The following is a 19,516-nucleotide window of genomic DNA, read 5'->3' as shown; positions in this document are numbered from 1 at the left end:
GTCAGACAAGCGCGAAACAGTGGTTACGACGCTTTAGACACCACTACAACCACGAACGACCGAATCAAGCACTCGATGGACAGACGCCAGCTGAGCAGATCCAGAACTAGACAGTGCCACCGTGGGGACCGTTCTATGACACGCTCTCTACGACGCAATCGACGAAGTCTTCACGAAACAAGCCGACTCTTGCACAAGCGAGGGTAAAATAACCCCCTATTTCGATGAATTTCGATGGGCTGAGTCAGGAGTAGATATCGCTAATCGGAGCCAGCCGCGTTTCGACGGGCGACCTAACGGAGCCGCGCTAAAACACGGAGCCGGATAGCAGATGAACGCCCGATCTGTTATTTTTTGGGCGGTATTCCGAGAACGGAAGATTGGTGCGGAAGTCATTGTCATTCATAATTGAGAATACACGAACGGGGCCGCAGTTGACCAGATAGTGGACCGGTTGTCTCAATGCATAGGCGACACGGGATGTTCGATTAGTGGCCACGCCCCCTATTGAGACATCACGAACTCGAACCGCGCCCCATCTTCGGGCCCGTCTGTCACAGATACCGTCCACCCGTGAGCCTCCACGGTCCGTTTTACGATGGTTAGTCCGAATCCGGTGCCCCCACTCGTCGAAGAATGGCATGGTTCGAAAATCTCTTTCCGCCTCTCTGCGGGAATCCCAGACCCGTCATCCTCGACGTAGATGGTGTCCTCATCGACGCGTCCGACACGAACAGTCACGTCCGTGCCGCCGTGTTCGATAGCGTTTCGGAACAGATTCTCGAATACGTGTCGTAACTGATCGCGATCGCCCTGGAACGTCGTCTCGTCAGCTATCTCGAGGGTCGCCGCGTCTGTATCCACCGTTCCTCAGCACTTCCCGACGAGGTCGGTCAGACTGACCGTCTCCGTTTCGTCTACCGTCTCACCCTGTCGAGCGAGTGTCAACGTGTCCATGACGATTGCCTCCATCCGGTCGAGTGCCTGTACGAGTGGCCCCAGATGTTCGCTCTCCCGTTGTTCGTCGAGGAGTGTTGCGCGGGCCTGTGCGACGTTGAGCGGATTGCGGAGGTCGTGAGAGATGACACTCGCAAACTCGTCGATCAGCTCCTTTTGACGACGAAGCTGTCGTTCCCGCTCGACACGGTCGGTGAGGTTCCGGGTGATTCCCACGAGACGGGTCACGTGGCCGTCAGTGAGCACCGGTGTGAGGTTCGTCTACCAGATGCGTGCCTCCTCGTTGACTCGCAGTTCTTCCTGATACGAGATCGGCTCACGAGATTTAACACATAGGTGATAGTTTACTTCGAGTTCCGCTCCCGCTTGCTCACCAAACACGTCTCGAGGCGTTTCTCCTCGGACCTCTTCGGTCGTGATTCAGGTTTGACGCTCGTATGCCGGACTGAGACGGTCGAACTCGAACGTACTGTCGTCGTCTGAAGCGTCGACATCGACGAAGAAAATCGCGTCCTCTGCACTGTTGAGGAGGGCCTCGTACTCTCCAGCCAGTTCGCGGAGTTCGCGTTCACGTTGTTTCCGTTCGGTCATTTCACGAGTGTTGAGGAGAATACCGTCGATGACGTCGTCGTCGGGTCGGTTCCGCATCGTGGCCTCGATCCAGCACCACGACCCGTCGGCGTGTTTGAATCGGACTGCGACCGTCTGGGGTTCGCCCGGGGTCTCTAGAACGGCTTCGACCGCGTCGGCGTTTCGTTCCCGGTCGTCCGGATGGACGAACTCGTATCCAGTGTTCCCGACCAATTCCTCGGGCTCGTAGCCGAGTACTCGTGTGACGGGGGGCTCACGTACGTTATCGTTCCCTCTGTGTCGATGATCGTGGCGACGTCGTTCGACTCTTCGACGAGCGTCCGATATCGGTCCGTCTGCTTCTGGTTCCGAGCTTCTGAAGGCCCAGTGTCTTCCATTGGTCAGTGGTGTTCGGCGGGTGTTCCCCGATGGGATGCGTCGGCGGACATCCGGGGGAGACTCACTACGATACCTGTTCCACGCGATGGGCCGTCCACAAAAGTGACTTCGCCCCCGTACAGCGAGACAGTCCAGTGAACGATCCAGAGCCCGAGTCCAGTACCGTGCTGGAGCGGTGTTTCCTCACCCCGTTTGATCGTTTTCAGCTCGTGAACTGGAATCCCCGGTCCGTTATCGATAATTTCGATGTCGATCCACTCTTCAGACTGCTTTTCCCTAGACGGTCTGGCGGTAACCGTCACCTCGGGAACCGGTTTATCGTTGTGGATGACAGCGTTGTCCAGTAGTTCCTCCAGTACCAGTCGCAACCGGCGATCCGCTCGAGCGTGGAGCGGATCGGGATCATTGAAATCGAATGAAGCGGCCGGATGCTCCGCGGAAAAGCCTCTAACGACGTCACCGACCAACTCCGTCACGTTAGTGACGGTCTGAGATGATACATCGTCTTCGAACAGTGAGCGTACAGTACCAGCTTTGTCACTCAGCGTCGACAGGGCGGTCACTTGTTCTTCGATCGCGCTCACGTGCGCCCGGGCTTCGTCGTCGCTCAGTGATTCACGGAGTAGGTCGGCCCGACCCCGAACAACGGTCATTCCGTTCTTGAGGTTGTGGCGCAAGACGCGATTGAGCACGTCGAGTTGCTGTTTGCGCAGCCGGCGGCTCGTCACGTCGGATTCGATCGTGACGAAGTGTGTGATCTCCCCGTCGTCGTTCTCGATGGGCGAGATCGTCTGGTCGACGTGGTACAACTCCCCGCTTTTGCGCTGATTGATGAGATTCGCATTCCACTGCTCGCCCGAGAGAATCGTCTGCCACATCCGATCGTAGAACTCCTCGTCCTGTTTCCCCGACTTGATAATGCGGGGCGTCCGACCGACGGCTTCCGCACGAGTATAGCCGGACCGGGCTTCGAATTTCGGATTCACGTACTCGATGGTTCCGTCCCTGCCAGTGATGAAGACTGCATGCCCTGCATTTTCGACAGCTTTTTTGAACAGTTGGAGGTCCATCTCGCGCTCTTTGCGCTCGGAGACGTCCTCCTGAAATCCGACGTAGTTCACGACGGTGCCAGTGTCGTCTCTCACCGGCGCGATACTGACGCGATTCCAGAACTGGCTGCCGTCCTTCCGGTAATTCCGGAGTTCCACAGACACCGGTTCGTCGTTTTCAACCGCCGTCCGCAGTTCAGCGACTGGTTCACTACGCGTCGCCTCTCCCTGGAGGAACCGACAGTTCCGCCCGAGCGCCTCTGCCTCAGAATACCCCGTCTGCGCCTCGAATCCCTCGTTCACGTAGATCATCGGGTTGTCCTCCCGGTCGGGATCGGTGATGGTGATCCCGACGGGTGCTTTGTCCATCGCCTGAGACTTCAGCTCGAGTTCTCGTTCGTACGCTTTCCGTTCAGTCACGTCGCGTGCAGAGAGGATTACCGGTGACTGTTCGGAATCCCCGAGCGTCGCAGCCGACATCTCCAACTGTCGCTTTTGTCCCCCTTTTGTTTGACACGTGAGGTCGTCGGTCGATCCCTGCCCGGTCTCCTGCACGTCTTCCAGAAAGGACCGAAACCGCTCGCGATTATCGGCGTGAATCGTCTCCGTCGGGGATACGGAGAGCAATTCGTCACGAGAATATCCCACGAGGTCACACGCTGCCGGATTACACTCGGTGATCTCGTCGCCAGAAGGGGCAACCACGAAGATCGCGTCGTTCGTCGAATCGAACAGCCGCTGAAGTCGAGTCTGCGCGTCTTCGTAGCGCTCGGACAACTCCACCGACTGCTCGCGTCTGGCCAGCAAATTCCCGACCCGACGAAACAGGGTCGTCCGGTCGACGGGTGCAGCCACCACTTCGTCGATGAGCGGGGGCCCGTCGCCGGTCTGCTCGGCCGGCAGCGGGACAGTTCCCCTCGACCCCTCCTGTTGGATCAGCAGTACGGGAGTGAACGTCGGATGGACCTCGTTTTTATGCTCCCGTAACGCGTCTCGATACGTCGGTACCATCCGTTCACCAACGAGGTAACAATCGACGGGCTGGAGGGTGTCGTCGGCGATGACGTCGTACCGCTCGTCGAGAAATGCTTCGAGGGCTTGCCGGTCGTTGTCCCCGTGTATGAGGAGCTGGACGGTGTGTTTCTCACTCATTTCGCGACTCGACTGACCGGTCATGATTGGTCGGTCGTCCGGTGGGATTCGTCCGGAACGGGATACGTCGAACTACGCTGCATGATTCCCCGAACGGCGTCGAACGGTCCTTCGATAACCAGTCCCTCGCCGGACTCGATAGCGAACCGGTGGAACCGGCTGTCGAAGTCCCCGAGCCGCTTTTTTATAACCCCGATCGCTCGGTCCAGTTCGCCGTCGACCTCCACGTAAGAGAGGAACACGATATTGTCCGCGATGTAGCTGGTGTTCGTACTCGTAGCTTCCGGGATGCCGGTGAGGCGGTCCGCCTCGTCCGTGACGATGACTGCGATACCGCGATTCTCGAGGATCCGGGTGAGACCGTGCAGCCGCCGAACGAGTCGCTGCTCGTTGCCCTGGAGCGAGATCTTGTAGCCCGAGAGCCCGTCGATGAACACCGCGTCCGGCGCGTGCTCGTCGACCTGGTCGAGGACGTGGTGATCGAACTCCTCGGCGGAACGCACGAGCGGTTCTGTCTCTGTCAGCCACAGTGATTCCTGCGCCCGCATCTCCGAAATCGGGAGTCCGAGGGTTTCCGAGCGATGGACGAACTGGTCGATAGACTCCTCGAACAGGTATCCGAGTGCTGTCCCACCGTCTTCGACGATGCCCGCCAGTATCTGTGCACCGGTGGTTGATTTTCCGATGCCGGTCGGACCGCTGATAAACGAGACGGTCCCGCGTTCGATTCCGCCACCGAGGAGCCCGTCGAGGGTTTCGTCTCCGGTGGATACGAGTTCCGGATCGAACGTTCGGTTGTCGTGTTTCGGGATGCTCTGTGGGTAGACTTCGATCCCGTGCTCGCGGATTTCGAGCCCGTGGGTGCCGTCGATCTGTCCGAGGCCACGGTGTTTCGGGACCGCGATCCGGCGCTCGTGCTCGTCGAGGTACAGGTTGACGACGCCGTCGCTGAGCGATTCGAAGTCGTCGTGGGTGGTCTCGCGAGTCCGCTCCCTGTCGAGTGTTCGCGTTGCGACTGTCGTCACCTGCCGGTTCCGAAGAAACCGGATGAGCGATTGCAATCGCTTGCGGTACTGGTGTTCGTCCCGCTCCACGTACTGGAGTTGTGTGATCGGGTCGATGAGAATTCGGTCCGGATCGACATCCTCGATTACGTGTTTGATGTCCTGTGTGAATTGCTCGGATTCGACTTCGGTCGCCTCGACCAGGTTGTACGACTTGTCCTCGGCGAAAAAGTCCGTCCCGGGCCCGATGTCCAAAAACTCGGCGTCCCGAATGTCGATATCGAGTCGTGCTGCGTTGACGAGAATATCCTGTCTCGACTCTTCACCGTGGATGTAGACCACTGTCTCGTCGGCATCGAGCCCTGCTCGCAGGAAGTGCTGGCCGAGCAGCGACTTCCCGGTTCCCGAGGCGCCCTGGACGAGGTACGTACGGCCCTGGATGTACCCTCCCTTGAGCAGTTCGTCCAGTTCGGGGACACCTGACGCTACCAGTTCGATCTCCTCCGACATCGAGTCGCTGGTGTCGTCAGGCATCGTATATCATGTCTCGTGACTGGGCCCTGAGGAAAATAAGCCGGCGGTCTAGATAACTGGAAAAATATAAGAAATCTAAAAATATTCTCGCTCAGTGTGTAGTTTCGACGCCGGTAATCTCGAAGCGTGCGCCGCCCATCTCGCTGTCGGTCACGCGGATTTTCCAGCCGTGTGCCGCCACAACTGAGACCGACTCCAGTGCCGACGTCAGCGGTTGAGTACCCCGCCTCGAAAGATCGAGGCCAGGTCGTCCCTCGAACGGTTGACGACCTGGGTGATGCATTCGATATCGATACAGTACTGTTCCTCTCCAAGTGTGAACGCGAGGACTTGGTGTGAGGGCATGGAGTCACACCTCTCCATCGCGATCTAGCATCCGTCCCTCAGTCTCGGATGTTTGGTGCCCGCCGTCGGGTGCGGCCGCCGACTCCGGCGTCGCCTCGATGCCAGGCCCGGAGCCTGACTCGGTGTCGAAATCCGACACCTGATCGTGCAGTTCTTCAGCGAGCGCAGACAGTTGCTGGATGTTCTCCGAGGCCTCGGACAGGGACGCGGTCTGCTCTTCGGTCGCAGCAGAGACGTTGCTCGCCTCGGCCGCAGTTTGCTGACTGACGCTGGAGACCTCGTCAACCATCGAGACCACTTCCTCCGAGGAGGCCGCCTGGTCGTCGGTCGCCTCGCTGATCTCCCGGATGCCGCTTTCGGCCTCCTGAACGGCGTTGGCGATCTCGTCGAACATCTCGATGGCGTCCTCGATCGTGTCAGACCCGCGTTGCACCTGCTCGCTCATCTGCTGCATCCCCTCGACGGTATCCGCCGTCGTGGCTTGGACTTCGTCGATGCGCTGCTCGATGTCGGCAGTTGCCTTGCCAGCTTCCTCTGCCAACGATTTGATTTCGTTTGCCACGACGCCAAATCCTTCGCCCGCTTCGCCGGCACGAGCGGCCTCGATCGACGCGTTCAGTGCCAGCATGTTCGTCTGCTCGGCGATCTCGTCGATCAGTTCGACGATTTCACCGATCTGATTCATTTTCTCGTCGAGCGTTTCGACCTGCGTGGCTGCCTCCTCGGCACGAGTTTCGATCGACTGGATCCCCTCGGTCGCCTCAGATGCGTACTGCCGGCCGGTCTCGCCGCGTTCGACGGCCGTGCTGGCAGTTGTAGCCACCTCCTCAGCCGAAGAAGCAATCTCCTCGACGGTCGCGGACATGTCGTTCATTTCGCTAGCCACCTCCTGGAGGCTCTCGCTTTGCGTGTCCGCACCGCGTGAGATCTCTTCGACTGATTCCGCAACCTGTTCGCTGGCCTGTTCGATCTCCTCCGAACTGCTCGTCACTTCTTCGCTCGAGGTTGCGACATCGTCCGCGATGGACTGGACGCGTTCAACGCTCGTGTTCAGTTGGTCGATTCCGTCTTCGAAGTCACTCAGTGTGGATCCAAACGTTCCCGGGTAGTCCGTGTCGATGTCCTGATCGAGGTGTCCGTCCTTCAGCTTCCGGCTCGCAGTTGAAATCTGTGTGAAACTCTCCGACAACTGGGTGGTCCCGGTCGCAAGATCTTCCAGCACGTCGCCGTACTGTCCGGGTCGGTCGGTGTCGATATTCTGATCGATGACACCCTGCTGGAGGTCGTCACTCACACCCCGGATCGCCTCGAAACTCCCGGCGAGTTCGTCGGCACCCGCTTCGAGATCGGCGACGGTTTCCCCGTACTGGCCCGGATAGTCCGCCTCGAACTCCCAGCCGAGATCGCCCTGTCGCAGGCCACGGCTTGCGGTTCCGATCTGGGAGAAAACGCCTCGGAGATTCGACTGCATCTCACTGAACGCCTCGATCATCCGGCCGAGTTCGTCGTCTTCGACGTGGTCCTCGAGATCGTTGTCGAGGTCGCCGTCACTGACGGCCTGTGCAGTCTCCTCCAGCGTGGTGATTGGGGGAATGATTCGTCCGGCCACGAACAGGCCGACGGCGATCGCGAGGACGAACGACACAACAGTCAGTCCGAGAAGTAACCACTGGACCGTCGCTGTGGTGCTGTCTGCCGACGCGACTGCTGCTTCTTTGTCCTCGACAGCGAGCTCTTCGAGCGTGTGTGCGTCCTCGCGCATGTCCGTCAGTATCGGGTCCAGTTCTGCCATTTGCTGTCTGGCACGCTCCGTCTCACCGGCCGCTTGTGCATCGAACACTTCCTGGGCGACGGCCGTGTACTCCTGGTGTCTGGACTGCAAGTCGGCGAAGGCCTGTTGTTCTTCCTCGCTCAGGTCGCTTTCATCCAGCTGCTGTGCCCACTCTTCGAAGTGGGAATTGGCCTCCTCGAAGTCGGCTCTGGCCCCGTCCTCACCGAGCAGCGCCGCTTGAACCGCTATCTGTTGTTCCTCGACGGCGACCAGCATCTCCATGGACGCGTCGATGTCATCAGCGTCCTCGGAGATGACGTGGGCTTCGCCATCGACGGCGCCCACGGCCTGGTACCCGACCAATCCTGTCACACCGACCAGCAACGCTACGAGCACGAACGCCAGGATGAGTTTCGGCCGCAAGTCGAACCGATCGATTTTCACCGTCTCCAGCATGCGACATCCTCTCACGACCAACCCAATAGTTAGTGACTCTAGATAACAGGATGAGTATCACGGCTGAGAACCACGCATCGTCTCGATCGGCAACTTCTCCGTTCGAAGCGTTCCTAGAAGTCCCAGCCGAGAACACCGACTGAGTCGTGCTCCTGGTAGTGTGCCGGTATCTAGAGGCGGGACTTATGCTCGCGTTCGATCCACACACGTCTATGTCCGATTCGCCGCAGTACGGCCGAGACGATTTTGGACGGGGCGGCCTCAACGATCAGCTGGACGCGGACTCGCTTGTTGGCGAGATCGGCCTGGATAGGTCCGAAATCCGGTGGCGGAAGGATTTCGTCGGTTTCACCGACGACGATGTCCGTCGTCTTCGGACGTATCGAGATGACTTCGCGGACAACGCCGACCAGGTGGCCGAGGACTTCTACGACAACCTGACCGACCACGAAGAGACAGTCGAGGTTATCGGGCGGTCGCCAAAAACCGTAGAGCAACTCAAGCGGACGCAATCGGCGTATCTCGTGACGCTTGCCGATGGCGAGTATGGCACGGACTACTTCCGGGACCGGGCCCGTATCGGCAAACTCCACGATATACTGGATATGCCGATGAAACACTACCTCGGCCAGTATGGCGTCTACTACGATCTCATTCTCCCGCTGGTGGGCGACCGCCTCGTCGAATCACTCACCGAGCGCCTGACCGACGCTGTCACAGACGGTGGAACCGAACCTGCCTCTGGCGGGGGAGAGGACGCGCTGAATCCCGGACCTGATCTCTCGCGTCGCGCGATCGAAACAGCGGTCGAAGAAGAGGTCGACGACGCCGTACAGGATATCCTTGCGATTCTCCGAGTCATCAATCTCGACATGCAGGTCGTCACCGACACCTACATCCACTCATACAGCCAGCAACTCGAGGAGGAGATCGAGCGCAACGAACGACTGATGGCCGACGTCGAAGAAGATGTGAAGCAACCGGTGAGTGACCTCCAGACGAGCGCCGAGGATGTCGCCGAGAGCGCCACTGCAATCAGTGACGCAGCGACGCAACAGTCCGAACGGGTGGACGAGATTTCGTCTGAGGTAGCGAACCTCTCGGCGACAATCGAGGAGGTCGCCTCGACAGCCGATCAGGTCGAAAGTGCGAGCGACCGGTCCGAAACCCTCGCGGAAGAGGGCAAGGAATCCGCCGACACTGCTGCTGAGGTAATGGACGATATTGGCGACGCTATAAATGACGTGGCCGACGACGTCACCTCGTTACAGAACCGTGTCCAGCAGATAGACGAGTTCGTCGATGCGATTGACGGCATCGCCGAACAGACGAACATCCTCGCGCTGAACGCGTCGATCGAGGCCGCCCGTGCCGGGAAAGCGGGTGAAGGATTTGCCGTCGTCGCAGACGAAATCAAGTCACTCGCGAAGGAGTCACAGACACACGCCAGTGATATCGAGACGATGGTCGATGAGATTCAGACCGATGCCGAGGACACGGCGGCCAATCTCGCTGACACCACCGAGCAGGTTGATCGGGGCATCGAGCAGGTTCAGGACGCCATGGACAGCCTGACTGAAATCGTCGAAGCTGTCACCGAAACAGCGAACGGAATCAGCGAGGTCGCAGACGCGACCGACGACCAGGCTGCTGCTGCCGAAGAGATCGCGTCGATGGTCGACGAGGTGGTCGATCGGACCGACCGCGTCGCAGAGGAGATCGAGAGTCTGGCTGCGGCGAACGAGGAACAGGCGGCGATGGTCTCCGAAGTGGAGGAGTCAGTAACGCGTCTGTCCGGTGAACGCTCCGCGACGGACGGCGGGCGGGATACCGTCACCACGACTGACTCCGAGCAGGTGTCGATTCCGCAAGACCTCCCCGACGACATGCCGGATTTCGTGATCGAAACGCTCTCCGAGGAGCAACTGCGAGAGGTGGCTATCGGGAACCGTGATCCGACAGACCTGCTGTGATGAGGGGCTTCCAGCCGAGAACGGGTCGTGCCGATAGCGACAACAGACGCCGGAGATAGAAACGAGGGAGGAATACTGAATGGAGTCATATTCTGATGCGTCGATGGGTCTCCGTGATAGTATCGAGTACATCAGACACCGCGAGAAGGAACTCCGTCTGTTCAACGTTGGCTCGACAGAGCGGATAGACGAGGAACTCAGGGCGTATTTCGAGACATTGAACGTGCGAATTACTGTCAGTCGAACGACATCCGGGAAACCGGAAGGCGTCGCAGTCCTCAGCAACGCGACCGAAGTGCTCGCCCTCGTTGACGTCGCGAGCCTCCGGGAGTTACTCGAAGACGCGCCGACAGGAGCCGGCCAGTTCGGTATTACCGACGGGGAGTACGGGGATTTCCTCCGTCATCTCAAGGAGACCTCATTCACGTCGTACGATACGGAACAGTTGCTATACGCGTCCCGGGAAATCGAGGACCGTGCCCGTCGGGTCGGCCAGGGTACGATTCACGCGGGGTTTCAGCAGTGCTCGGTCATGGCGGAACAACGATCAGTTTACACCGATCTCACTCGTCGAGGTGTCGCTGTGCACGCCTACGGCGTCCCCGACGCTACGCCACCGGATCTCGGTTCCGGACACGTTCATGCAGTTTCGACGGCCGAGATCGCCGAAACGTGGTTCGTCGTCTTCGACGGCGGTGGCGACGATACGCAGAAGACTGCTTTAATTGCCCGCGAAAGCGACGACATCGGATTTTACGGAGTCTGGACGTACGATCCGGGATTCGCCAATCTCACCCTCGCTCACCTCGATCAGACATACGGCTCCGCGACCGACGACATGCTGTCTGGCCCGTGACCGTCGCAAGCGAGACTTCGTACCGACATCGGGCAGCATCCGGAAAGTCGGCGAGCACCCGGCAGGACGAGGTGGTTGTTCTACAAATATGAAAACAATAAGATGATTAATATATACGTAACGCAAACCATGGTGTGTCATGGAAGAACCGGATCGGCAGGCGAGAGACCGGAAAGGCGACCAGTCGGATCGCGCTGACTCCGTCGCAGCCGATTCTGTGGCGTGGCGCGACATTTTCGAGGGGGGAGGGCGCACGCCAGAAAGAGCCGATACGGCGGACGATCACACTGAGTTCGGAAAGACGGCTGAGAGAAAACTTCAGGACCGAACGAATGCGCTCAACGCGCTGAAACGGGCGCGTGAACTCTTTACTGGCCTGCCCGACGATATTGACGACAGTATTCGGACGTACGTCTCCGAACTCCCACAGTGGTTCCGGCGTTCGCAAACAACCGAGGCCAGGATCCGGGTGGGAGACGATGTGTTCGAAACTGATGGGTTCCATCAGACTACAGATACCGTGACAGCGAAGGCTTGCACACGAACCGGGACGACTGTCTCGATGACAGTCGTCTGCACGGACCAGCAACCCAGCACGGGCCAGCGGGCGTGGACCGGAACCGAGCGGGAACTGGCCGAGGCGCTCGTCACACTCGTCAAATCAGCAATCGACCGATGGGAGATAGACAGTCTGAAGCGCGTGTCCGATGGCGTTGCCGTACTCGACAGCGACCTCTCCTACGCATACGTGAACCAGCAGGCCGAACAGCTTCTCGGTCGAGACAGCGAGGACCTACGCGGTGAATACGTCTGGGACGTTTTCCCCGAAGCAGCCGACACCGTCGCCGAAGAGAAAATCCAGACGGCTCTCGATACGCAGTCATCGACGTCCTTCGAGCGATACAGTGCCGAAAAAGGCCAGTGGGTCGAAGCAAGAGTCCACCCGAGCGACGACGGCGTCGTCGTCGTCTTCTCCGAAATCACCGACTCGAAAGTAGCCGGACAGGAACTGGATCACGTTCTGGAAACGACTCCCGTTGGAATCATTCTCCTGAACGCCGAGGGGGATATCACTCGCACAAACTCCCGTGCCGAAGAGTTACTTGGCCTGTCCAGACACAGGATAGATGGAAAGGGGTACACCCACCCCGACTGGGATATCTGGGACGAGGCGGGCGATCCGATCACGCGTGAGGACCATCCGATCACGCGTCTCTTTGAAACCGGCGAGACCATCCAGGGGTTCACTCACGGAGTGACACTCCCGGACGGCTCCGAACGGTGGTTGTCGAGTAACGTCGCTCCCGTCAAGCGCGAGGACGGGTCTATCGAGCAGGTCATCGTCGCGCTGGAAGACGTCACCGTTTCCAAACGTCTCGAACAGCTCATCGAGACGTTCCAGCCGGCCGAAGAGATTCTCAACAGCGCAATCGCGGCCGAGGAGACCAGACAGGCCATCTGTGAGTTGCTGACGGACACGCGGGAATACCAGTATGCACGGATCAGTGAGCACACCCCGGGCACGGAACTGATCGAGTCAGATTTCCAGGAAGGGTCGGGTGCTGTCGCTGCCGACGAGTCGGTGCCCCTCCCGATCCAATCGCAGACGGAGGTCGCTCCGGCAGCGGTCGCTGTCGAAACAGGCGAGATACAGGTGGTTACGAGGGCCCAATCCGACTCACGGTTTGCGCGGTGGCGAGCGGACACACTGGACCACGGGTTCCAGGGTGGCGCTATCGTTCCGCTTCAGCACAGAGGTCGTGTCTACGGTCTACTCGTCCTGTATACACACCGTGGAGAGGCGTTCGGGGGCCGCGAGCAAACACTCCTGACGACCTTCGGTGAGCGGGTTGGGCAGGTCCTTCACTCACTCGAGACAGAGCGCATTCTCCACGCCGACAAGATGGCCGAGCTCACCTTCGAGAGTACTGACTCGGCGTCGTTTTTTGTCTCCGCTTCTGAACGATTAGATTGTACGATCGAGATCATGGACACGATTCCGGCCTCGGATGAGATGCTCGTCCACTATGCGTCCGTACAGGGCGCTTCGTTGGATGCCCTCGGTGATCCCCCGGAGGACGCGGACCGGGCCGCACAGTTGCGACAGATCCGTCACACCGAGGAGCCGCCCGGCGGCGAAGTCGAAATCGGGCTTCGCCGGCAGTCCCTTGCACAGACACTAGTCACAGAGGGTGCAGTCGTCACGACGGACACAGTAACTGAGGGTCGGGCCGAAGTCGTCTGCGACGTACCGCTCGGTACCGATATCGGGTCGATTGTGGCACGCGTGCAGGAGTCGTTCCCGGAAACGAGCTTGGTCTCGAAACGTGAATACACTCCGGCTGCGAAGACGGATGCACACGCAGTCGGACGGGTGCTCTGTAATATCTTCGAGGAGGAACTCACGGACCGTCAACAGCAGGTCCTGCGAGCTGCGATGTACGGTGGGTACTTCCGGTCACCGCGACGAAGTACGGCAACCGAGATCGCCGACACGCTCTCACTGACCCAGTCGACGTTCTCCTATCATCTACGAAATGCGCAGCAGACGCTTTTTGAGCGGCTATTCGATCGATTACAGCGATAACCACCGACACTCTGTCGGAATCTATATATCACAAAAAGGAGATCGTAGTAGCCACTTGTTGCTCCTCGAGGTCGCTTTCACTACGGCCCCGTACTTCTGGTAGCGTCCCATTCCTGGTCCGACTCGTATATATCGACCCCCCGTTCCCGGTGTTTTTCGTATTTGCGTAGGGGTATACTTCACAGAGTACTGTAGACGGCCCCGTTCGAATAGCCTGCTGTTTCAGCCTCCCTTTGCGGCACCGAGCGATTTGCCGGAAAGGTGGTTGCCCAGTTATAGGCTGAACAGGCGCAATACCACGGCCTTCAGCCTAGTAGGAGCGTTCCTTCGGCTCGTAGGTCTTGTTCTCGCCTTCTAGGACGACGGGCTTGTAGTAGATTTCGGGGTTGCCGTCGTTCCAGGCGAGCATCGTGTGCTTGATCCACTCGTCGTCTTTGCGTTCCTGGTGCTGCTGACGCCAGTGGGCACCGCGGAACTCCTCGCGGGCGAGAGCGCCGAGCGTGATGGCTTCGGCCACGTCCATGATGTTGCGCGTCTCGATGGTGTGGATCAGGTCGGTGTTGAACGTGCGCGAGGGGTCACGGACGTACACGTCTTGGTAGCGCTCGCGGGCGACGCGGATGTCCTCGAGGGCCTCCTTGAGGTTGCCCTCCTCCCGGAACACGTTGACGTTCTCGGTCATCGTCTCCTGCACGTCGGCCCGGACCTCGGCGTGGTTGACGCCGTCGTCCTTTTCGAGGAGTTCCTCGACGCGCCGTTCCTCGGCGGTCACGTGGTGGTCGATGACTTCCGACGGGTCAACCAGTGCGCCGTCGGCGGCGATGTCTTCGTCGCCGGCGTCGACGGCACCGGGCGAGATCGGGGTGTTCACGTCTTCCTCCTCACTCATGGCGGAGGGGCCGGTATCGATCCGAGCTTCGCCCAGGTCGCGGCCGCCGGCGTGGTAGCCGGCGCGCGCACCGAAGACGAGCAGTTCCGGCAGAGCGTTGCCGCCCAGCCGGTTCGCGCCGTGCATGCTGACACAGGCACACTCGCCGGCCGCGTAGAGGCCGTTGATACAGGTTTCGCCGTTCTCGTCGACTTCGATACCGCCCATCGCGTAGTGCTGGCCGGGCTTGACCGGCATCGGTTCTTCGAGGCCGTCGACGCCCTCGAAGTCCTCGGCCAGGTGGAGGATGTTCTCCAGGCGGTCGAGGATGCGGTCCTCGCCCAGGTGGCGCATGTCGAGGTGGACGTACTCGTCCTCGATGCCGTTGCCCTCGTTGACCTCGGTCAGCTCGGCACGGGAGACCACGTCACGAGACGCGAGCTCGCCCTCGTTGTTCGCGTACCCCTCCTCGAACATGAACCGCTCGCCCTCGTCGTTGTAGAGGATGCCACCCTCGCCACGGACACCCTCGGAGATCAGCACGCCAGTCGAGGGGAGTGTGGTCGGGTGGAACTGGATCATCTCCATGTCCTCGACCGGGACGCCGGCGCGGTAGGCCATCGCCGGGCCGTCGCCGGTGTTGGCCACCGCGTTGGTGGTGTGGTCGAAGGCCTGCCCGAGGCCGCCGGTGGCGAGAATCACGCCGCCGTCGGCCTTGAAGCCGGCAATCTCGCCGGTCTTGATGTCGTAGGCGACACAGCCGTGACAGACCCGATCCTCGGGGTCGTCGTGATCCGTGACCGCCAGGCGGCTCACGTACCACTCGTCGTACACCTCGATGCCTCGCTTGACCACCTGCTCGTACATCGTGTGGAGCATGTGGTGGCCGGTCTCGGCACCGGCGTAGGTCGTCCGGGGGAAAGAGAGGCCACCGAAGGGACGCTGTGAGACGCGGCCGTCCTCCTCGCGGGAGAAGGGCATCCCCCAGTGTTCGAGGTTGATGACCTCGTCGGGGGCGTTCTTCGCGAAGGTCTCGATGGCCGGCGCGTCGCCGAGGAAGTCCGACCCCTTCATCGTGTCGTAGGCGTGGTCTTCCCAGGAGTCGGCGTCCCGTAGCGCGGCGTTGATACCACCCTCCGCCGCGCCCGTATGACTCCGGACGGGGTGGAGCTTCGTCACGATGGCCACGTCGGCACCTTCCTCGTGCGCCGCGATGGCCGCGCGCAATCCGGCTCCGCCGCCGCCGATGACCAGAACGTCGTGTTCGTACATAATTTTTGACTGTGATTGTGTCCGCTAGGGATTACCAGAACTTCAAGTTGTTCTTCACCGCTTCACGCTTCAGTTCCTGGATGTGATCGGTCAGTGGGATGTCTTTCGGGCACACCTCGGTACAGGAGAACTGGGTCTGGCAGCGCCAGACACCGTGTTCCTGTTCGATGATGTTGAGCCGCTGTTGCTTGCGGTCCTCGCCCTCGCGTTCGTCCATCGCGAACCGGTAGGCCTTGTTGATGGCCGCCGGGCCGAGATACTCGTTGTCGCCCGCCGCGATGTTACACGAGGACATACACGCGCCACACCAGATACAGCGCGTGGACATCTTGATCTTCTCGCGGTTCTCCCGGTCCTGACGCTGCTCTTCGAGTTCGCCGTCAGGGAGCTCGTCGGCGTCGAAGAACGGCTCGACGGCCTCCATCTGGTCGTAGAAGTGTTCCATGTCCACGACCAGGTCCTTGACGACCTCCTGGTGGGGGAGCGGTTCGATGCGGATGGTCGAGTCGAGGTGGTCCTCGAGGTCCGCAATCTGGGTCTTACAGCCCAGACACTGTGTCCCGTTGACGAACAGTGCGTCGGAGCCACAGATGGCCTGCCGGCAGGAGTGCCGGAAGGTGAGCGAGGAGTCGTAGTGGTCGCGGGCGTAGATGAGCGCGTCGAGCACCGTCATCCCCTTGAAAAAGGGGACGTGGAAGGTGTCAAAGCGCGGTTCTTCCTTGCCGGCGACCTCGGGATCGAAGCGGAAGACCTTGATCTCGACGGTCTCCTCGGCCTCGTCCACCTCTTCGCGGGCTTCCTCTTCGAGGTCCCGCTGGGCCGCGCGCTGGCGCTTTTGCTCCATCCGGCGGGTCTTGTGGGACGACTCCGCCGGTTCGGTCTCTGCTTCTGTCTCGGTCTCTGTCTCTTTCTCTTTGATTTCAGTGCTCATGCAATGATCCCTGCCATGTAGAGTGCGGTTCGGATGCCCTGGACGATCAACACGCCGCTGGCGACGATCAGGACCCACTTGACGGTGGTCTTGCGCGTGCCGCTGAGGCCCTGGTTGACCAGGGCGTTGTAGACGCCGTTGACGCCGTGGAAGGTCGCGGTCACGAGGAACGCGATCATCGTGCCGAAGTAGCCGACCTGTTGCATCCGTGCCTGGGTCCCCAGGAATGTAACTTCGGCGGCGTGGTTGACGAAGTGCAACAGCATGAAGTGAAAGGCGAGGACGCCGATCAGGAAGACGGCGGTGATCCGCTGGAGGAACCACCGGGTCCCCTTGTACTCGAACGAAGAGTAGTGCTCGGCCATGTTAGAACGCCCCCGCGAGGAAGGTCGGCACGCTCGCGATGACGATGGCCGCCGAGACCACGAGCGATGCGTAGAAACTCTTGTCCTGTGCCTCCAGCCCGACGCCGAGGTCGACGAACAGCAAGCGGACGCCGTTGAGGATGTGGAACACGGCGACCGCGAGCAGGCCGACCTCGAGGACGCGGACGATGGCGAGCGATTCCAACCCACGGATCGTCTGCGTGTACATCGTCCCACTCTGGGTCGCAGTGCTCAACACCGCGATGTGTGTAAACAGGTACCCGATCAGCACCCAGCCGGAGAACTTGTGGAAGATCCAGGCCCACATGCCGGCCGAGAACTCCTTCCACCGGCCGAAGTCCTCGATGGTGCCCCGGTCGTACGACTGACTCATAACGTTCGTGGGGTAGTACTGGGGGTGTATAGTAGTTTCTACCTCGCCTCCGGATCCCACTTTTCAGCCCCCGACGGCCCGCTCATGTTCGGTTCCGACTGTCCGGTTCGACGACGTGTTTGCCCCCGTTCGTCCACCCCGATCCCGGGGCGGCTGTGGCTTTCCCACACACCACACCCGTCTCGCCCGGCCGAAACGCATATTGGTCACCCTCATCTCGATAAACTGACTTGGACACCATGCGCAGACGAATACTGGCAGCAGTTGCAGTTGCAGGACTGATGACCTTGGCAGGGTGTGGCTTCCTCCTGGGAACGGAGGCGCTCTCTTTCACCGCCTCGAAAGCGACCGTCTCCGACGCCTCGCTCGAAGACACCGGCTACGAAGAGACCAACGTGAGCGAGAAGAACGTCACCCGCGAGTTCACCGCCGCGGGCCAGACCCGGGAAGTCGTCGTGACCAACTGGCTCGCACAGTACGAACGACAGGTCGGACTGGAACCGGTCGGCGAACAGCGCGCCGCGGTGTTCGTCGCCTTCTCAAGCCCCCAGATCGAGATCGCGACCAAGAAACTCAACCCGCTCTCGGAGATGTCCGAGAAAGACATCCTCACCAGGTTCAACACCGGCTACGAGGGCATCTCGGTCGGCAACCAGACCGGGAGTCAGAACGTCTCGGCGCTGGGCACCGAGCGCTCGATCAAGCAGTTCGACGGCACGGCGAGGTTCGCCGGCCAGGACGTCGACGTGGTCATCCACGCCAGCAAATTCAAACACGGGAGCGACTACATCGGTGTCGTCGCCATCTATCCCGAACGGATCGACGGCGAGGAGGATCGCGTCGTCACCCTGCTGAACGGTCTCACGCACCGGACTGATAGCTGATCGGGTTCGACGCCGCCACGTCTTTCACTCCGCGTTGGGCTGTTCCCGTTCGACCGCCCGGAGCGTGTCGGCGTCGAGCCGGACGAGGTGACAGAGCGGGTTCCCAGGGTACACGAGTGGGTTCTCGAGGACGCCGACGATGACCCCGTCGAAGGGCGCACAGACCGTGTCGGATTCGGCCTTGAACGGATTCGTGATGGTGCAGATACGGTCGCCCTCGTGGACCAGCGCGCCCTGGATGTGGTGCATCTCGACGACACCGCCGGCGCTGGCCCGCAACCAGGTCTTCTCGTTCTGATCGCCGACGATGGTGCGCCAACCCGGCCAGCGGACGGCGTCGGTCGGGCGGAGGCCGTACTCGGCGAGGACGCTCACCACGCCGTCGAGCGCGCGGTCGATCAGGTCGCGCTGGAAGCGGTGGGCCTCGCCCATCTCGACGGTGATGGTCGGGACGCCGGCGTCGGTGGCCTCCCGGCGGAGCGACCCGGAGGGCCCCTCACTCGAGATGATGACGTGTGAGGCGAAGGCCTTGGCGAGGCGTGCCACCTGCGGGTCGTCGGTGTCGGCCCGGACGTGGAGCATGTTGGTCCGGCCGCGCGTGGAGGTGTGAAAGTCGATTCCCAGGTCGCAGGGTTCGACGAACTCGTCGAAGATGCGGGCCGCCATCCGGCGGGCGCTGGTGCTGTCCTCGGCCCCGGGAAAGGCGCGGTTGAGGTCGCGGTCGTAGATGGGGAGGTAGCGCTGCTGGGCCATGAATCCCGGGACGTTCAGGACGGGTAGACAGACGAGCGTGCCTTCGAGGCCGCCGTGGTCCCACTCCTGGGCCACCTCGCGGACGACCTCGATCCCGTTGAGTTCGTCGCCGTGGACCGCCGCGCTGAGGTAGACGGTCGGCCCCGGTTTCGCCCCGTTGATGATCGTCACCGGGATGCGGATCGGGTCGCCGAGATACGTCTCGCTGACCGGAAACCGGATATCCTCGGTCTCGCCGGGTTCGACCCGACCGCCGCTGTACGTGAAGACCCCCTCGGTCATGGCAACGTGTGGGGCAGGGACGTACAAAAACCGTTCACACGGCTCGAGTCCGGAAACTCACCACAGTAGGCAGCGGTCAGCCCCGTCGGGGCCCACCCACCGATCACCACACAT

Annotated in this window: 17 protein-coding genes and 1 pseudogene; 5 read left to right on the top strand and 13 right to left on the bottom strand. The window is 60.7% G+C overall.

Translation table 11 applies throughout. From position 1 onward, the window contains the following. Nucleotides 1-110: integrase core domain-containing protein (locus MU521_RS12535; RefSeq protein WP_250864802.1), on the top strand; the 110-nt coding region annotated here is incomplete at its 5' end. A gap of 394 nt (nucleotides 111-504) precedes the next feature. Here MU521_RS12535 and MU521_RS12530 read toward each other — a convergent pair. The 7 genes and pseudogenes from MU521_RS12530 to MU521_RS12505 all read right to left on the bottom strand — a co-directional run bounded on the left by MU521_RS12530 (nucleotide 505) and on the right by MU521_RS12505 (nucleotide 8,237). Next, nucleotides 505-864, bottom strand: coding sequence for a sensor histidine kinase (locus MU521_RS12530; protein WP_217630156.1), 360 nt, complete (start codon nucleotides 862-864; stop codon nucleotides 505-507). 6 nt (nucleotides 865-870) lie between these two features. Next, nucleotides 871-1,203 (bottom strand): sensor histidine kinase, encoded by a 333-nt coding sequence (locus MU521_RS12525; RefSeq protein WP_250864801.1) that lies wholly within the window; start codon nucleotides 1,201-1,203, stop codon nucleotides 871-873. 174 nt (nucleotides 1,204-1,377) lie between these two features. Beyond that, entirely contained in the window at nucleotides 1,378-1,761 is a 384-nt protein-coding gene (locus tag MU521_RS12520; RefSeq protein WP_217630158.1) for a PAS domain-containing protein, read from the bottom strand. A gap of 167 nt (nucleotides 1,762-1,928) precedes the next feature. Continuing rightward, nucleotides 1,929-4,127: a PAS domain S-box protein gene (locus MU521_RS12515; protein ID WP_175452871.1), complete on the bottom strand. Its 2,199-nt coding sequence runs from the start codon at nucleotides 4,125-4,127 to the stop codon at nucleotides 1,929-1,931. 20 nt (nucleotides 4,128-4,147) lie between these two features. Then, nucleotides 4,148-5,665: an ATPase domain-containing protein gene (locus tag MU521_RS12510; protein WP_217630159.1), complete on the bottom strand. Its 1,518-nt coding sequence runs from the start codon at nucleotides 5,663-5,665 to the stop codon at nucleotides 4,148-4,150. A gap of 91 nt (nucleotides 5,666-5,756) precedes the next feature. Further along, a pseudogene (locus MU521_RS21645) lies at nucleotides 5,757-5,898 on the bottom strand (PAS domain-containing sensor histidine kinase); the annotation flags it as partial. Nucleotides 5,899-6,014: 116 nt separating this feature from the next. After that, nucleotides 6,015-8,237 carry a HAMP domain-containing methyl-accepting chemotaxis protein gene (locus tag MU521_RS12505; protein WP_092692696.1) on the bottom strand — a complete coding sequence of 741 codons (2,223 nt, stop codon included), beginning with the start codon at nucleotides 8,235-8,237 and terminating at the stop codon, nucleotides 6,015-6,017. Between the two features lie 212 nt (nucleotides 8,238-8,449). On the opposite strand from MU521_RS12505, the gene MU521_RS12500 reads away from it, so the two are divergent. Then, nucleotides 8,450-10,210, top strand: a complete 1,761-nt coding sequence (locus tag MU521_RS12500) for a globin-coupled sensor protein (RefSeq protein ID WP_092693163.1) — start codon at nucleotides 8,450-8,452, stop codon at nucleotides 10,208-10,210. Nucleotides 10,211-10,289: 79 nt separating this feature from the next. Then, nucleotides 10,290-11,066, top strand: a complete 777-nt coding sequence (locus tag MU521_RS12495) for a DICT sensory domain-containing protein (protein ID WP_245681183.1) — start codon at nucleotides 10,290-10,292, stop codon at nucleotides 11,064-11,066. Nucleotides 11,067-11,172: 106 nt separating this feature from the next. On the opposite strand, the gene MU521_RS12490 is transcribed toward MU521_RS12495, so the two are convergent. Then, entirely contained in the window at nucleotides 11,173-11,571 is a 399-nt protein-coding gene (locus MU521_RS12490; RefSeq protein WP_175452872.1) for a hypothetical protein, read from the bottom strand. 57 nt (nucleotides 11,572-11,628) lie between these two features. Between MU521_RS12490 and MU521_RS12485 the strand changes: the two genes are divergently transcribed. Next, nucleotides 11,629-13,653 (top strand): PAS domain-containing protein, encoded by a 2,025-nt coding sequence (locus tag MU521_RS12485; protein ID WP_175452873.1) that lies wholly within the window; start codon nucleotides 11,629-11,631, stop codon nucleotides 13,651-13,653. A gap of 310 nt (nucleotides 13,654-13,963) precedes the next feature. Here MU521_RS12485 and MU521_RS12480 read toward each other — a convergent pair whose 3' ends face one another. Genes MU521_RS12480 through sdhC form a run of 4 tightly spaced genes read right to left on the bottom strand, consistent with a single transcriptional unit; the run spans nucleotide 13,964 to nucleotide 17,483 of the window. Beyond that, entirely contained in the window at nucleotides 13,964-15,793 is a 1,830-nt protein-coding gene (locus tag MU521_RS12480) for an FAD-binding protein (protein WP_092692704.1), read from the bottom strand. A gap of 31 nt (nucleotides 15,794-15,824) precedes the next feature. After that, nucleotides 15,825-16,724, bottom strand: a complete 900-nt coding sequence (locus MU521_RS12475) for a succinate dehydrogenase/fumarate reductase iron-sulfur subunit (protein WP_092692707.1) — start codon at nucleotides 16,722-16,724, stop codon at nucleotides 15,825-15,827. Further along, nucleotides 16,721-17,089, bottom strand: coding sequence for a succinate dehydrogenase hydrophobic membrane anchor subunit (locus MU521_RS12470; RefSeq protein ID WP_092692710.1), 369 nt, complete (start codon nucleotides 17,087-17,089; stop codon nucleotides 16,721-16,723). The genes MU521_RS12475 and MU521_RS12470 overlap by 4 nt, the downstream gene beginning before the upstream one ends. A gap of 1 nt (nucleotide 17,090) precedes the next feature. Continuing rightward, entirely contained in the window at nucleotides 17,091-17,483 is a 393-nt protein-coding gene (gene sdhC / locus MU521_RS12465; RefSeq protein ID WP_092692713.1) for a succinate dehydrogenase, cytochrome b556 subunit, read from the bottom strand. Between the two features lie 281 nt (nucleotides 17,484-17,764). Between sdhC and MU521_RS12460 the strand changes: the two genes are divergently transcribed. After that, nucleotides 17,765-18,367, top strand: a complete 603-nt coding sequence (locus tag MU521_RS12460) for a DUF6517 family protein (RefSeq protein ID WP_245681184.1) — start codon at nucleotides 17,765-17,767, stop codon at nucleotides 18,365-18,367. Between the two features lie 24 nt (nucleotides 18,368-18,391). Here MU521_RS12460 and MU521_RS12455 read toward each other — a convergent pair whose 3' ends face one another. Next, nucleotides 18,392-19,402, bottom strand: coding sequence for a succinylglutamate desuccinylase/aspartoacylase family protein (locus MU521_RS12455; RefSeq protein ID WP_092692716.1), 1,011 nt, complete (start codon nucleotides 19,400-19,402; stop codon nucleotides 18,392-18,394). Between the last annotated feature and the right edge of the window lie 114 nt (nucleotides 19,403-19,516).

It is taken from the genome of Halorientalis regularis (assembly GCF_023698535.1).
In the GTDB taxonomy this organism is placed as follows: domain Archaea; phylum Halobacteriota; class Halobacteria; order Halobacteriales; family Haloarculaceae; genus Halorientalis; species Halorientalis regularis.
This window is presented reverse-complemented; position numbering and strand designations above follow the sequence as displayed.

Excerpts from the sequence above, each read along its gene's own strand:
- MU521_RS12515 (WP_175452871.1), bottom strand. The coding sequence starts at position 4,127 with ATGAGTGAGAAACACACCGTCCAGCTCCTCATACACGGGGACAACGAC.
- MU521_RS12510 (WP_217630159.1), bottom strand. The coding sequence starts at position 5,665 with ATGCCTGACGACACCAGCGACTCGATGTCGGAGGAGATCGAACTGGTA.
- MU521_RS12505 (WP_092692696.1), bottom strand. The coding sequence starts at position 8,237 with ATGCTGGAGACGGTGAAAATCGATCGGTTCGACTTGCGGCCGAAACTC.
- MU521_RS12500 (WP_092693163.1), top strand. The coding sequence starts at position 8,450 with ATGTCCGATTCGCCGCAGTACGGCCGAGACGATTTTGGACGGGGCGGC.
- MU521_RS12495 (WP_245681183.1), top strand. The coding sequence starts at position 10,290 with ATGGAGTCATATTCTGATGCGTCGATGGGTCTCCGTGATAGTATCGAG.
- MU521_RS12490 (WP_175452872.1), bottom strand. The coding sequence starts at position 11,571 with ATGGAACCCATCAGTTTCGAACACATCGTCTCCCACCCGGATCCTGGC.
- MU521_RS12485 (WP_175452873.1), top strand. The coding sequence starts at position 11,629 with ATGACAGTCGTCTGCACGGACCAGCAACCCAGCACGGGCCAGCGGGCG.
- MU521_RS12480 (WP_092692704.1), bottom strand. The coding sequence starts at position 15,793 with ATGTACGAACACGACGTTCTGGTCATCGGCGGCGGCGGAGCCGGATTG.
- MU521_RS12475 (WP_092692707.1), bottom strand. The coding sequence starts at position 16,724 with ATGAGCACTGAAATCAAAGAGAAAGAGACAGAGACCGAGACAGAAGCA.
- MU521_RS12470 (WP_092692710.1), bottom strand. The coding sequence starts at position 17,089 with ATGGCCGAGCACTACTCTTCGTTCGAGTACAAGGGGACCCGGTGGTTC.
- sdhC (WP_092692713.1), bottom strand. The coding sequence starts at position 17,483 with ATGAGTCAGTCGTACGACCGGGGCACCATCGAGGACTTCGGCCGGTGG.
- MU521_RS12460 (WP_245681184.1), top strand. The coding sequence starts at position 17,765 with ATGACCTTGGCAGGGTGTGGCTTCCTCCTGGGAACGGAGGCGCTCTCT.
- MU521_RS12455 (WP_092692716.1), bottom strand. The coding sequence starts at position 19,402 with ATGACCGAGGGGGTCTTCACGTACAGCGGCGGTCGGGTCGAACCCGGC.